Annotated in this window: 8 protein-coding genes; 7 read left to right on the top strand and 1 reads right to left on the bottom strand. The window is 49.7% G+C overall.

The genetic code is table 11. The annotated features are described in order from the left end of the window. Positions 1–197: 197 nt before the first annotated feature. Positions 198–3,002, top strand: coding sequence for a hypothetical protein (locus ABFZ84_RS01925; protein ID WP_369312222.1), 2,805 nt, complete (start codon positions 198–200; stop codon positions 3,000–3,002). Positions 3,003–3,076: 74 nt separating this feature from the next. After that, positions 3,077–5,659: a TonB-dependent receptor domain-containing protein gene (locus ABFZ84_RS01920; RefSeq protein ID WP_369312221.1), complete on the top strand. Its 2,583-nt coding sequence runs from the start codon at positions 3,077–3,079 to the stop codon at positions 5,657–5,659. A gap of 96 nt (positions 5,660–5,755) precedes the next feature. Here the strand turns inward: ABFZ84_RS01920 and ABFZ84_RS01915 are convergent, their stop codons facing one another. Further along, complete coding sequence (locus ABFZ84_RS01915; RefSeq protein WP_369312220.1) at positions 5,756–6,949, bottom strand: amino acid aminotransferase; 1,194 nt, start codon at positions 6,947–6,949, stop codon at positions 5,756–5,758. A 599-nt stretch (positions 6,950–7,548) separates the two neighbouring features. Here ABFZ84_RS01915 and ABFZ84_RS01910 point away from each other — a divergent pair. From ABFZ84_RS01910 to ABFZ84_RS01890, 5 genes are all read left to right on the top strand, one after another. After that, the gene (locus ABFZ84_RS01910) at positions 7,549–7,962 is read left to right on the top strand and encodes a GreA/GreB family elongation factor (protein ID WP_369312219.1); all 414 of its coding nucleotides are present in this window, start codon (positions 7,549–7,551) and stop codon (positions 7,960–7,962) included. Positions 7,963–8,217: 255 nt separating this feature from the next. Continuing rightward, the gene (gene msrA, locus ABFZ84_RS01905) at positions 8,218–8,727 is read left to right on the top strand and encodes a peptide-methionine (S)-S-oxide reductase MsrA (protein ID WP_369312218.1); all 510 of its coding nucleotides are present in this window, start codon (positions 8,218–8,220) and stop codon (positions 8,725–8,727) included. A 65-nt stretch (positions 8,728–8,792) separates the two neighbouring features. Then, positions 8,793–10,007: a cation:proton antiporter gene (locus tag ABFZ84_RS01900; protein WP_369312217.1), complete on the top strand. Its 1,215-nt coding sequence runs from the start codon at positions 8,793–8,795 to the stop codon at positions 10,005–10,007. Between the two features lie 369 nt (positions 10,008–10,376). Continuing rightward, a complete protein-coding gene (locus tag ABFZ84_RS01895; protein ID WP_369312216.1) occupies positions 10,377–12,107 on the top strand; it encodes a hypothetical protein in 1,731 nt (576 codons plus the stop codon). 68 nt (positions 12,108–12,175) lie between these two features. Beyond that, entirely contained in the window at positions 12,176–15,208 is a 3,033-nt protein-coding gene (locus ABFZ84_RS01890) for a TonB-dependent receptor domain-containing protein (RefSeq protein WP_369312215.1), read from the top strand. The last annotated feature ends 62 nt before the right edge of the window (positions 15,209–15,270 follow it).

The raw sequence follows: 15,270 nt of genomic DNA, 5'->3' as shown, positions 1-15,270 counted from the left end.
ATGAAGTCGAAATTCAAATGCGTAAAACTATTTAGCGCTGCAGTTCTGGTTCGCTTTTTCTAACGCGGAGCCAAAATAATTTCTCTCCGCTAGTTTGTCATAAAAGCTTTTTACCTTTCCGCTAATCGCAAATTGTGTCGTTGCGTGGGGCAGCGACGATCCCATTCGTTTGCAAAACAACCTCGCGGGGGTATTTAATGCGCATCTTTAAAAACTTTCAGAAAACTCTTTTCGTTAGTGCGGGCGTTCTCGCGCTCGCTGCCTGTACGCAGGGCGAAAATATTCAATCTCCCGGAGCATCGAACCCCGGTACCCCACCCGCAGGTGGTGACAATGGCGGTGGTGATAATGGTGGCGGCACTGCTGAGTGCCCAACAGGTTTTACAACAGGAACCAGCGTTGGCGGTCTTACAGTTTGCAACATTTCTGGATCGGTTCTTGGTAATTTGACGCTGCCGTTCGTAAGCGGCGTTGCGTACCAATTAGACGGTCGCGTTGATGTTGGCATCGATGTCGGGGCTGATGGCACGACACCGGGTGGATCTGCGGGAACGCTTACAATTGAGCCTGGTGTGCAGGTGTTTGGTGCCAGCGGCGCTGATTATCTCGTCGTAAATCGCGGGTCACGACTCTTGGCGAATGGAACCGTTGACGCGCCCATTATTTTCACGAGTAAAAATGACATAGAGCGTCGCGCCGTTGATGCAACTGACCTAGGCGGTTCATCGATTTCTGAATGGGGCGGATTAGTGGTGCTTGGTCAAGCGCCAATCAGTCGTTGCCAGACTGCCGCGACCCCAGGAACAGATCAGTGCACAAACGTCGTCGAGGGTGTCACAAGCCCTGAGGCTTCATATGGTGGTTCGGACAATGCCGACGACAGCGGTTCTATCCGTTACGCGCAAATCCGGTTCGCGGGTTTTGCGATCAATCAGCAAGGTAACGAATTGAATGGCCTGACACTCGCTGGCGTCGGTACGGGTACTACTGTTGAATATGTTCAGGTTCATAATAATTCTGATGACGGTGTCGAGGTTTTCGGCGGTACAGTGAACCTAAAAAACATCGTGCTTACCGGGAATGACGATGACTCATTGGACACTGACAACGGATGGACAGGTAATGTTCAATTCCTCGCCATTAAACAACGCGATGACGGTGGCGATAACGGATTTGAAATGTCGAGTACGCTGGATGGTGCTGACAACCCAGTCGTACCGCAAACTAACCCTACGATTGCAAACTTCACATTGGTTGGTGCACGTTCTAACGGTTTCCGTATCAATACCGGCCACGTCGGTCGGTTCTTGAACGGTGTTGTTGCTTATGACACAAACTGCTTCCGCTGGCAGGATTCAGCCGGTGACACAGACCCATCTTCTTATTCAGGTCTGACAGACCCAACATTCAACTCTGTTCTTTTCGACTGTGCGGCGCTAACAGACGCGAGCCCAGACGTTCCTGCGGCAGTTGATTCGGTCAACGCTGATGCGAACAATGTTATCGGTGCAAGCTCACTGACATCAATGATGTTCCCTGGGCCAAACGAGCAGGGCGTCACCGCGTTTGATCTCACAACGCTTCCTGGCGGCTTTTTTGGCGACACTGATTACATCGGTGCGTTCAGCCCAATGGAAACAGAGACAAATAACTGGGCCGCTGGGTGGACATTCGCTCTCTTCCCTGCGCCAAGCTGCCCAACGGGCACAACGCGCACGGGTGAGATCGAGGGCAAAAATGTTTGTGCGGTTGCTGGTGTTCAGACCGAAGATCTAACTCTTACACGCGGCAATTACTACGAACTTGAAGGTCGTGTAGACATCGGTGTCGACATTGGTGCTGACGGAACTGCGCCAAATGGTGACGCAGCCGTTCTAACGATCGAGCCGGGTGCGGTTATCTTTGGTAACAGCGGTGCGGACTATCTCGTTGTGAACCGTGGTTCTCAAATCTTCTCAAATGGTACACGTCAGAACCCTGTGGTTTTCACATCACAAGCTGACCTTGAAGACACACAAGCTGATCCTGAAAACGCAATTTCAGAATGGGGCGGTATCGTTGTTCTTGGCGATGCACCAATCAGCCGTTGTCAGACAGCAGCAACGCCAGGCACCAACCAGTGCACGAACGTCGTCGAAGGTGTGACCAACCCAGAAGCATCTTACGGTGGTTCAGACACGACAGACAGCAGTGGTTCAATCCGTTACACGCAAATCAAGCACGCTGGCTTCGCGATCAATCAGCAAGGTAACGAACTGAACGGTCTTACTATGGCTGGTGTTGGTTCCGGTACGACAATCGAGTATGTTCAGGTCCACAACAATTCGGATGACGGCATCGAAATGTTCGGCGGTTCTGCGAACCTTAAGAACATTGTTCTTACCGGTAACGATGATGACTCGCTCGATACCGATAACGGCTGGACTGGTAACCTTCAGTATCTGATCATCACACAGCGTGCGACAGGTGGCGACAATGCATTCGAAATGTCGAGCACACTCGATAGTTCTGATAACCCGGTAACGCCACAGACAAACCCAACGATTGCGAACTTCACGGTCGTCGGTGCACGGTCTAATGCGTTTCGTATCAATACCGGCCACATTGGTCGCTTCCTGAACGGTGTTGTGGCTTACGACTCAAGCTGTTTCCGCTGGCAGGATTCAGCCGGAGACACAGACCCGTCGTCATACTCAGGCCTGACGGACCCAACGTTCAATTCAGTTCTCTTTGACTGTGTATCACTGACAAATGCGTCTCCGGATACACCTGCGGCAGTGGATTCGGTGAACGCTGACGCGAATAACTCCACGAATGTTTCAGACAGCCTGATTAACGTCTTTATCAACGGCCCGAATGAAGCAGCGGCGACAGCGTTCGATCTAACGACCCTTGGGGACCCATTCTTTGACGACACTGATTACATCGGCGCTGTTGAAGATGCGAATGACCGTTGGTGGGCAGATTGGAGCTGCGGCCTCGAAGCAAGTACGCCTTGTTAAATAATGAAAAATGCGGCGCTCCAGTTTTGGCTGGAGTGTCGCTCGCTTGTTTTTAGAATTTCGGGGATATCATCATGTCATTAACTACACAGCTTAAGATAGGACTGCTTTGTTGCTCGTCGCTGGCTACGATTCAGGCGGCGAAGGCACAAGAAGCGCCATCAATTCAAGACAGTATTTCAGACGTCATTGTTGTTCGTGGACGGAATATTCCCGAACCACAACGGGCGACGTCTCAGGTTGCGAGCTTCCTTTCAGCCGACGACCTTGAGCGTAGCGGGGACGAGAATGCGGCCCTGGCGCTGACTCGACTAAGTGGCCTCAGCGTTGTTGGCGGTCGCTTCGCGTATGTTCGCGGTCTCGGTGACCGTTATTCGTCAGCGCGTCTAAACGGATCGGTCTTGCCGAGCCCAGAGCCGCTTCGTCGAACGGTACCTCTTGATCTTTTTCCATCCAATGTTTTGGCGGGCGCGGTTGTTCAAAAGACATATTCCGCAGACTATTCCGGCGAATTCGGTGGGGGCGTCATTGACCTAAACACTTTGCGCGTACCCGATGAAAGCTTTCTCAATGTCAAAGGCGGCATTAGCGGAAACCTTGTCACCACAGGTAAAAGCGGGATCTTCGTAAACGGGAGTGATCTTGATTTCTTGGGGTATGACGATGGTCTAAGGAGCATTCCTGAACCGCTTGCGGCGGTGATTGATGCCGGGACACCGCTTTCTTCTCTTACCTCTAGTGAAGTCGAGCAAGTTGGCGAAAGCCTTGTGAACTCTCCGCTAACTGTAATTCAGAATGGAACGCTTGGCCCTAATTTCGATGCTTCCATTAATGCTGGTACGACGATTGATCTAAACGACGGACTTCGCCTCGGTTTAGTGGGGGTCGTTGGCTACGATCAGGAATGGACGAATCGCAACGGTCTTCGACAGTCTATTCTCGGTACGCTGCTTACAGATTTTGAGACACAATCAACAAGCATGGACGCGACTGTAAACGGCCTTGGTGCTGCGACGCTGGAATGGGATACGGGCGCGATCTCTGCTACGGGGCTTTATATCCATTCGACATTGAAAGAATCGCAGATCGACGAAGGTATTGATCGTTCGCAACCAGGTTCTCAGCTTGTCAGTATTGAATCGAACACTTTTCTTCAGCGCCAACTCTCGATGGCGCAGCTTTCTGGTGATCAGCGTGTTGGAGAAAATATCGATATCACATGGCGTACCGCGTTTGCTCGTTCCACGCGCGATTCCCCCTATGAGTGGAACTTGATGCGCTTTCGCGATACGCCGGATTCTCCAGCGCTCTATTCATTCGCGAACAAGCAGAGCACGAAGTTTTCGTATCTAACTGACGACGTATTTAGCGGCGGCGTTGATATTAGTTACGAGATTCCATTTGCAGGACCACGCACTGCTAGCATTTCTGTTGGGTATGAGCATTCTGACAATGAACGGGACTATGATATTTATTCGTTCCGCTTTGCTGGCGGTAACTCAATTCCAGAAGACGTACAGGGTGCGCGACCTGATTTTCTATTCTCACCTGACAATATAGATCCAGCAAGATTCTTCCTTTCGGATGCATCTTTCACGCCTGATCTTTACGATGCAACGATGACGACGCATGCAGGGTATGTGAAGACAGATTTTGAGCTTATCCCAACAGTGACCGCCAATGTTGGTGTGCGTTACGAAACAGCTGAGCAAATTGTTGAAACGTCTGATCGCTTCGGCAATATTGGTTCAACGACTACGCTGGATAACGATTATTGGCTTCCGACAGCGACGGTTACTTGGAATTTTGCAGATAACATGCAAATCCGGGGCGGCTATTCGCAAACGATTGCACGCCCACAGTTTCGTGAACTTGCGCAATCTTTGTTCTTTGATCCAGAAACCAACCGATCTTACCGTGGCAACAGGTATCTGGTTGATAGCCAATTCAAAAACTTTGACGCGCGATTTGAATACTACCTTGGTCGGAACCAATTCATCACTCTCGGTGGTTTTTATAAAACGATTGAAAACCCGATTGAAGAAATCCTCTTCACGACAACTGGTGACAGCTTCGATACTACCTTTATCAACTCGCCAGAAGCACAGCTTTTTGGGGGGGAGGCCGAGTACCGGACACGATTCGATCTTCTCTGGAATGATTGGTTCGAACGTCGTGAATGGATTTTCTCGGTAAACTATACGTTTACAGAATCCGAGATTAAAGTTGCGGCTGGGGATGTTGTTATCAATCCGCTTTCTGGTTTTGCGGAAGATGCATCTTTGTTCGGTCTTAAAGGGCAACCTCTTCAGGGAACGCCGAAACACATCGTTAACTCTCAATTTGGTTGGGAGGGCGAAAGTGATCGGTTTACTGTACTTCTTGGCTGGGTTGACGAACGCATACTTCAACGCGGTAGCCCGGCTGGCGGCATTCCAACAGTCTTTGAAACGCCTGGTATCCAGTTGGATGCCGTCTACGGTGTAGACATCGTGCTCTTCGGGACTGATGCTTCAATCAGTATTAGCGGCCGCAACCTTCTTGCGACCCGCCATGAAGAGTTTCAGCTAAGCGATGCGACCCCTGAAGGTAGAACGGAGTTTTTGACTTATGATCGTGGGCGATCTTTATCTGCGGGATTGACCGTCAAGTTCTAAGGTCTCTTAGCTAATACAATTAGGGCTCGCTCATTAATGAGCGAGCCCTTTTTTATTCTATTGCTGGCGATGTAATTCTACCTGAATGCGTAGAATTTACCCTTGCGAAACTGCCTTGAACGCCGCGACTAGGCGCTCAACATTGGTGTGATTGACGCCGCACATATTGATGCGACCTCCGCCGACAATATAGACACCGTGATCGACGCGAATTTTTAGCACTTCTTCGTCAGACAGCGGAAGCAGTGAGAACATGCCGTGCTGATCAGCAATGTAGGAAAGACGGTTACCAAGGCCGGCTTTTTCTGCTTCAGCGACGAGCAATTTTCGATTGCCGCGAACTTCAGACGCCATTGCATCGAGTTCTTCGCGCCACATTTTTGTAAGGTCGTCGGACCCTAAAATTTCAGATACGATTGCACCACCATGAGCGGGAGGCATGGAATAGTTCGCACGTGCAATGTTTAACGCGTGAGATTTAATAGCCGTTGCTCGCTCTGCATTTTCAGAAACAACAATCAAAGCGCCCACACGTTCGCGGTATAGACCGAAATTCTTTGAACAAGAGTATGTGATGAGCGTTTCGGGAACTGTCTCAGCAAATTTACGGATCATGTATGCGTCTGCATCGAGGTTTTTAGCAAAACCATGATAGGCAGCATCTATCAAAGGAAAGAATTTCTGTTCCTTTGCCATATCAGCAAGAATATCGATTTGCGCCTCGGTCAGGTCAGCGCCCGTCGGATTGTGGCAGCAATTGTGGATTAGCAGCACATCATCCGGACCGAGTTTTTTGACTGCTGATACATAGGCATCAAAATCGATCGACGATGATGCGGCATCATAATATGGCAGCATCTTAATTTCATAGCCAGCGGCACCCATCAGCGGTTTGTGGTTCGCCCAGGTCGGTGCGCCCGTCGAAATTGTCTTTGCGCCAAAGCGTTTAAGAAGGTCAGCGGCAAGGCGCAGCGCGCCGCATCCGCCAGGGGCTTGAACCGCGGCGGCCCGACCCATTTGAATAGTCGGGCTGTTTTCGTCAAAAACCAGTTTTAAGATGCGGTCGGTAAATCCGGGAGCCCCTTCGGGAGGGGTATAGCGTTTGCTATCTTGGTTCTCGAGAACAAAACCTTCCGCCTTTTTGACGGCGGCCATCACGGGCGTTTGGCCCTCAATCGTTCGATATACCCCTACGCCAAGGTCAATTTTATCGCTTCTTGTGTCGGCAGCATAGGCGATGGACAATCCAAGAATAGCGTCAGGTGGCACAGGCTTGGCGTCGGCGAACATTGAGGGCGCTCCTTTATATTAGCGTGGTATGGCCGTTGTGTATGGGCCGTTTTACCTCGGTGTGAGGTCATGGAGTTGAAAAAAGTAATAGAAATTAGGACTTAGAACACCGGGAAGGCGAAGCGGTCCCGCCTCAAAACCGGCAACAAATCAATAGACGAAGCCTCTATAGAAACAAGGGCGAGGAAGCGGATTTTAGCCAATATGTGAAAATTTGCAGAAGCATATGAGGGGTATATCGGGTTAGTTTGAGGGCGGGTGAGCATGTCGGCAGCGCCGTCCAAAGCGGTTCCTAAAGTTAGCGGTTGACTTTCGACCGAGCCGACCCAAATTTAGTTCCTATGTTCATAGCACCAAAATTTGTCCGCCGCGGGATTGCCGCAGGTGATTTTTTGGTAGGCCGCATCATCGCAGGCCTGTAGCCCCGCGCCCTTTTTTAGGAAGGGTTCGGGGGTAAATAACCATAACAATTTGAATGCCGAGAGCTTTTTTATGGCTGTCGCCATTGGTCGGCAGCTCAATCCAAAGTGATTTCACAAGTAAAAAACAGCACGCTTGATAGGCGCGTTCACTTAAAAAGACAGGCTACGGAGTGACAAATGTCAAACTTAAACAACCAAACTTTCGTTAAACCGGAAATCTATATCACCGAGGCCGATTACAAAACGCTGTCAGCGCTAGTGGACTCGAGAGATGACAGCGTACCAACCGTCGCCCTGCTGGGTGATGAGATTGATCGCGCGATCCGCGCAGAACAATGCGCAGAGAATATCTTTGTTCAAATCGGTTCAGTTGTGGAGTATACAGATCTTTCAGGTGGGCAGCAGAAGAAGATTCAATTGGTCTTACCGCAGGATGCCGATATTGCGATGGCGCGTATATCCGTTTTAACTCCGGTGGGGGCTTCGTTGATCGGCCTTACTGAGGGAAGTCGGTTTGAATGGCTCGGGACGGATAAGCGCGTTCGAACCCTAGAAATCATCAAGATCACCGAGCCGACGACAGCACAATAACCGAGGACACTCTTTAAGGTACGCTAATAGGCGCGCGCATAGCCACATGGCTAGGCTAGCGTCTGTTCATTATTGCCGTTAAGGGGATGTCCTCGCCTAAATGTGAGGTAAGGGTGACTTCAATAGTGGGCTCATCATTCCCATACATTCATGATCCGGTTGCGGCATCAATGGTTGGCGCACTCAGTTAAGGTAACGGCCAAGGTAACGGCACGCGGAAATATTGCTGACTTAGTGTCTATAAGGAATTCAACTATGCCTGAAAAAAATGAACGTGCTGTCCTTGCAGGTGGGTGTTTCTGGGGAATGCAAGACCTTATTCGTGCGCGTCCGGGCATTCTGGAAACACGGGTTGGCTATACTGGTGGTTCGGTGAAAAATGCGACTTACCGCAACCACGAAGGCCACGCCGAGGCGATTGAAATTGTTTTTGACCCAGCGTTGACAACTTATCGGGACCTTCTTGAGTTCTTTTTTCAGATTCATGATCCCTCGACCTTGAACCGCCAAGGTAACGATGTGGGCACATCGTACCGGTCGGAAATTTTCTACGTCAGCGACGAGCAGAAAAAAGAGGCTTTAGATACGATTCACGATGTGAACGCTTCCGGTCTATGGCCCGATACAGTTGTCACAAAAGTCTCGCCGGTGGATGAGTTCTGGGAAGCCGAGCCAGAGCATCAGGATTATCTTGAACGCTATCCGAACGGATATACGTGTCACTTTCCACGCCCCGAATGGAAATTACCCCGCGCTACTGATTAAAGATGTCATGATATTTGTGCGCATTGGGGTCGCAAGATAAACGGCGCAGCTCTATAGTCTGTGACATGCTTCAGCCAATAGATCTTGGTCTAATTTTGATTGCTGTTTTGGTCTTCGCGGCTTTCTCGCGACGTCTCGAAGCGTCCGTGATCACCATGCCTATGGTCTTTGTGACATTTGGTTGGCTGATCGGCCTGAGCGGAATTGAACTTGTGCCCATGGGCGCGGAACGCGAGATTATCCATGTGATCGCAGAGGTCACATTGGCGCTTGTTTTGTTTTCAGATGCATCCCGGGTCAATTTCAAATTCCTAGAACAGAACTTCACCATTCCGATTCGAATGTTATTGATCGGTATGCCGCTTACTATTGGGTTCGGAACAATAGTCGCCTATTGGGTCTCGCCTGATCAGCCCTGGGCTTTTGCGTTGCTCGTAGCGGCGATTTTAACGCCGACGGATGCGGCGCTTGGTCAGGCGGTGGTCAACAATCAGCGTGTGCCAGAGCGATTGCGCGAAGGCATCAATGTTGAAAGTGGTTTAAATGACGGGTTGGCGCTACCTGTTGTCATGGTGGCGGCGATTGCTGTTGTTCAGTTGGCTGGAAAGTCGATAGAGGGCGCGCCAGATAATCTCGCGATGTTTGCGCTGATGCAGGTTGTTCTTGGGCCGATTGCCGGGCTGTTCGTGGGGTATGTGACAGCACGGTTGTTGGATGTTGCGGTATCAAACGGTTTTGCAACAACAGCCTATCAAGGGATATACTTCCTGTGCGCAGCATTTCTGTGCGCCGTTTTTGCCAATATGATAGGCGGCAATAGTTTGATTGCGGCGTTCATCGGCGGTCTTGTTTTTGGGGCAACGCTAAAATGCTCGCGGCAATTTATAACCGAATTTATGGAGAGTGAGGGGCAGATTTTGACGATGCTTACTTTTCTTATATTCGGGGCAGTTATGGTTCCGATTGGTCTTTCTCATGCAACTTGGAAAACATTTGTACTTTCGGTCGCGTTCCTCACGATCGTCCGTATGGTCCCTATATGGATATCCTTAACCGGGGCAGGCCTTAACTTTGAAGAGAAAGCATTTCTGGGGTGGTTCGGTCCGCGCGGGCTGGCATCAATATTATTTGCGCTTCTCATCGTAGAGAATTACCCGGTTCCTGGCGCGGATGAAATGCTCGCCTGTGTCGTGCTGACGGTAATCATGAGTATCTTTGCGCATGGAATTTCAGCAACTCCACTTTCTTCTCGCCTCACGAAAAATAATTCGCACCCATAATCTACATCCAATGAACTAACATCTGCTTGTTCTTACTCGTCAGGTTGTGTTTTGGCCGAGGTCGAGGCAAATGCGCGCATATCGCACAATTATACACATGGGTACTATTACAAAAGTGGCTCGATAGGGTATAGAGGGCGTGTAATGGGGCCATCCGCGCGATACTAGCAGAATCGTTCAAAGTAAATTAAGTTTACATAACGCACTTTACAATCCTATGCGTACATAGTACGGGTGAGGTCATGGTCGCCGTCTTGGCGGCTTTGAGGGTTGCAGAAATTTTTTCAATTGGGTCATGCATCTTGGGTCTTTTCCGAGAGCGGCAGGGTTGTGTCTAGTTTTGCGGAAGTTTGAATGTTGAGAGGGGCTATGACGTTAAAACAAGTTTTGAAATTAGGGTCCGTTATCGGGGGCATCGCGCTTTTAGGTTCGGCGGCGGCATCTGCCGAGAGTTTTCGAGTCAAGCTTCCAAACTCCGCCCCAGAGGCCGCATATGATGGGCGAATAATTCTGATTCTAACGCCCGATGGCGAAAAAGAACCGCGCTATCAAGTGAGTGCGAATTTTGATGCAGCGCAGGTTTTTGGTGTCACTGTCGACGGTCTAAAGCCCGGGCAATATGCTGATATTGGTACGGATGTTCTCGGCTTCCCAGCCAAAGATCTCAAAGAAGTCCCGGCGGGCGAGTATTTTGTTCAGGCCATTTTGCATAAATACGACACGTTTAACCTTTCAAATGGCAAGACGGTGAAGTTGCCTGCGGCACGTGGCGCAGGACAGAACTGGCGTTTAGAGCCGGGCAACCTTGTTAGCGAGCCGCGCAAGGTATCCTTTGATCCGAACAAACGTGGCCGGATTAATGTTTCTCTTGATCAGGTTAACCCCGAGATTGATGAGCCCGAAAACACAGAATTTATTCGGCACATCAAAATTCGCAGTGAGATGCTATCAGAGTTTTGGGGTACGGATGTTTTCCTTCGTGCGCATGTACTGGTGCCAAAAGATTTTGACGAGCATCCGGAAGCTAAATTTCCGTTGGCAATTTTCCATGGTCACTTCCCTGCGGACTTTGGTGGTTTCAGAACGACGCCACCTGATCCCGATGCGGAATGTGTGTATAGCGCGCGCTTTGACTTAGATTGCTATAATCACGTTGAGCAACAAGAGGCGTATGATTTCTATAAGCAGTGGATTTCAGAGGATATGCCTCGGATGCTTATCGCGGAAATCGACCACAGCAACCCGTATTATGACGATAGCTACGCAGTGAACTCTGAGAATATCGGGCCGTATGGCGATGCAATTACTTATGAATTGATCCCGGCGATTGAAAAAGAGCTTCGCGGAATTGGCGAAGGTTGGTCGCGGTTTCTTTATGGTGGTTCAACCGGTGGTTGGGAAGCTTTGGGCGTTCAGGTTAAATATCCTGATGAGTATAATGGTGCATTTGCCGCGTGTCCTGATCCAATCGATTTCCGCCAATTCATGACTGTTAATCTCTACGAAGATGAAAATGCCTATTACCGCGAAGGACCATTCACCAAGATTGATCGTCCAGCGCACCGTAATTACCTCGGTCATATTTCGAGGACAATGGAAGGCGAAAACCGTTGGGAGCTTGTTCTGGGTGATAAGACGCGCTCGGGTGCCCAGTGGGATGTTTGGGAGGCTGTTTTCTCGCCGAATGGTGAGGACGGGTATCCGAAACGCATCTGGGATAAAGAGACCGGTGTGATCGACAAGGAGGTTGCTGAATATTGGCGCCAGAATTTCGATCTTCGTTATATTATGGAGCGGGATTGGAAAGAAATCGGTCCGAAGCTTCAGGGAAAAATTCATATCTACACAGGCGATATGGATAATTACTACCTAAACAATGCCGTCTATTTGACAGAAGATTTTCTTGAAAAGGCAAATCCGCCTTATCAAGGGGAGGTCGACTACGGTGATCGCGCAGAGCATTGCTGGAACGGTGATCACCAAAATCCGAACGCGGTTTCTCGGCTGAGATACAACACCTTTTATGTGCCAAAGATCCTTAAGCGGATTGATGCTGCGGCACCAAAAGGCGCGGATCTGACAAGCTGGAAATATAAATAAAAAGAACCGCTTAGACTCTACAACTAGCGCCTAGGGGAATTGCTTCAAAGCAACGAGAGGATAGTATTGTGAAAAATTTACCCATACGTCTAATGTTGGCAACAACAACTTTTTTAACCGGTGTCGGGGTCTCGGGGGCCGCGCTCGCGCAATCCGCAGCAGCTGATGCGGGAACAGATCAAATTGTGGTGACGGGTACGCGCTTGCGTTCTGCGAACGCTGAAAGCGTAAGCCCAATCACTTCAGTTGATGCGGCTGAATTCGAACTTCGCGGCACAGTTCGTGCTGAAGACCTCGTCAACGCACTTCCGCAAGTTTTTGCGGCTCAAGGTGCTGCGGCATCAAATGAAGCCACGGGGACCGCGCAGGTCGACCTTCGTGGTTTGGATCCATCGCGCACACTGGTTCTGGTCAATGGGCGTCGCCTTCCTTATGGCTCACCAAAATCTGTTCCATCTGACCTTAACCAAATCCCCACAGCGTTGATTGGCGGCGTTGAGGTTCTTACTGGTGGCGCATCTGCCGTTTATGGCTCTGATGCGATCGCAGGCGTTGTGAACTTTAAAATGATCGATGACTTTGAAGGTCTTCGTGTCAGCGCAAATATCGGTGCGTCTCAGCATAACAATTCTAATGATGAGCTTCAGGATCTATTGGACCTCAACAATGCGGCTACGCCTGGGGCATATGAAAAGCCATCAAGCAATGTTGTCGATGGTTTTACGCAAGAATATTCAGCGATCATCGGTACCAATACCGAAGATGGCCGCGGTAACGTAACCGCTTATGCGACATACCGTAAAGTTAACCCGGTAGTTCAAAGCGAGCGCGACTATAGTTCGTGTGCGCTTGGTACTGCGGGGCCAAATGGTAGCGAGTATAAATGTGGCGGTTCGGGCTTTGCTTTTCCGGCCAATCTATCTAACTCGCTCAATATTCCTGGCCTTGCAAATGGATTCCGCGTTGACAATGGCGAGTTCGTTGATGGAAGTGGCGTATTCAACTACGCACCTTATAACTATTATCAGCGTCCTGATGAGCGTTATACGCTAGGTGCATATGCACATTACGACATCAACGATCACTTCCGTCCTTACCTTGAGCTGAACTTCATGGATGACCGGTCTGTTGCACAAATCGCGCCGGGTACGGTGTCGGGCGGCATCAATGGTTCCACCGGTGGCTTGAACTGCGACAACGCGTTGTTCAGCGCACAGCAGGCTGATTACCTTTGCGGATCAAATGGCCTCTCGACCGGCAGCACCTATGACGTCGATGGTAATTATGTTGGACCTGATGATGTCGCAAACGGCGTTCTTGTTCGTCGTCGTAATATCGAAGGTGGTCCACGCCAAGATGACCTAAACCACACTAGCTACCGTATGGTTGCAGGTATGAACGGTCTGCTTGCTGGTCCGTTCGAATATGATTTCTCTGCTTCATATGCGAAAGTGACATACCGCAGCCGGTTCACTGGTGATGCAAATCGCGTTCGTCTTGGTAATGCATTGAACGCTGTGGTTGATCAACGCCCTGGTTCGGCGACATTCGGTCAAGCTGTCTGTGCAATTAATGCAGATGCAGATGCATCAAATGACGACGAAAGCTGCTTGCCGCTTGATTACTTCGGTCCAAATGGCGCAAGTGCAGAAGCAACGTCTTATGTCCTCGAAGACAAAGGCATCACGGGTGACACATCGCTGACGAACATCATCTTTGCGATCAATGGTAACCTTGGCGAATATGGTATTCAGATGCCATGGGCCTCTGATGGTGTTGCTGTAGCTGTTGGTGGTGAATACCGCAGAAACACATTGTCATACGTGCCTGATGAAATTTATCAGTCTGCTGTAACGCCAGAACTGCCAATCAGCGGTGAAGTCAATGTCAAAGAATTCTTTGGTGAGTTGAACATTCCAATCGTCGATGGTCAGCCATTCTTTGACCTTCTGTCGATCGAATCTGCTTATCGTTTCTCTGACTACAGCACCGGTCAAACAACACACACATACAAAGTGGGTGCCAACTGGGCACCGGTCAGTGATGTTCGCTTCCGTGGTAGCTACCAGCGTGCGGTTCGTGCACCGAACGTAATTGAGTTGTTCTCTTCGCAGCAGCGCTTTGAGGTAGACCTGACAGAATTGCCAAACGGCAAATTTGACCCTTGTTCAGGCGCAACTCCATTTGCGACATTAGAGCAGTGCATGAACACAGGTGTAACTGCGGCTCAGTATGGTAATATCCAGGACAACCCAGCAGGTCAGTTCAATACATTGATCGGTGGTAATCCGGATCTCGAACCAGAAGTCGCGAATACGCTTTCGCTTGGTGCCATCATCACGCCAGCATTCGTGCCTGGGCTCAATGTATCGATCGACTACTTTGATATCAAAGTTGACAAGTTGGTCGGCAGTGTGAACCCGAATCTTTCCATGAGCAATTGTCTTGCAACTGGGGATGCATTCTTCTGCGATAAAATTAATCGCGGTCAGGGCGGTTCACTCTTCCTGTTCGAAGACGGTTACTTTGAACGTTTCAACATCAACACAGGTTCGCTATCAACGTCTGGTGTCGATTTAAATATCAACTACAGCTACGATCTAGCGAAGATGGGCGATCTTAAGTTCAACTTCGTCGGAACATATCTGGCTGAGTATGAATCTAAGCCACTCCAGAATTCCCCAGCGAACGATATCTTTGACTGTAAAGGTCTCTATGGTGGCCTTTGTGGTCGCCCGCGTCCCGAATGGCGTCATAAGTTCCTGACAACATGGTACACTCCATCTGATCTTTCTGTGTCTGTTACATGGCGTTACATTTCATCAGTGGACGTTGCACAAACAAGCACGCAGCCAGCGCTTTCTGGCAGCTTTGCCGAGGTGAATAAAACACTTGGTTCACGGAACTACTTTGATTTATCACTCGGCTACACACTTTCGGAGATGGCTCGTTTCCGCCTCGGCGTAAACAATGTTTTCGACACCGACCCTCCGTTGACGACAACAGCAGCAATTGAAGATGGCGGAAACGGAAATACTTATCCGCAGTTCTATGATGCTGTTGGTCGCAACCTCTTCCTGGGCGTCACACTCGACTTCTAAGTCGACAGTTCAAGAAGTGCTCCGAGTGAAGCGGGATATCAGGCGATATCCCGCTTCATTTT

Origin of the sequence: Hyphococcus lacteus (genome assembly GCF_041058985.1) — a bacterium.
Lineage (GTDB): Bacteria > Pseudomonadota > Alphaproteobacteria > Caulobacterales > Parvularculaceae > Hyphococcus > Hyphococcus lacteus.
This window is presented reverse-complemented; position numbering and strand designations above follow the sequence as displayed.

Bases quoted from the DNA above. Each gene is read 5' to 3' on its own strand.
- ABFZ84_RS01915 (WP_369312220.1), bottom strand. From the start codon at position 6,949: ATGTTCGCCGACGCCAAGCCTGTGCCACCTGACGCTATTCTTGGATTG.
- ABFZ84_RS01895 (WP_369312216.1), top strand. From the start codon at position 10,377: ATGACGTTAAAACAAGTTTTGAAATTAGGGTCCGTTATCGGGGGCATC.
- ABFZ84_RS01910 (WP_369312219.1), top strand. From the start codon at position 7,549: ATGTCAAACTTAAACAACCAAACTTTCGTTAAACCGGAAATCTATATC.
- ABFZ84_RS01920 (WP_369312221.1), top strand. From the start codon at position 3,077: ATGTCATTAACTACACAGCTTAAGATAGGACTGCTTTGTTGCTCGTCG.
- ABFZ84_RS01925 (WP_369312222.1), top strand. From the start codon at position 198: ATGCGCATCTTTAAAAACTTTCAGAAAACTCTTTTCGTTAGTGCGGGC.
- msrA (WP_369312218.1), top strand. From the start codon at position 8,218: ATGCCTGAAAAAAATGAACGTGCTGTCCTTGCAGGTGGGTGTTTCTGG.
- ABFZ84_RS01900 (WP_369312217.1), top strand. From the start codon at position 8,793: ATGCTTCAGCCAATAGATCTTGGTCTAATTTTGATTGCTGTTTTGGTC.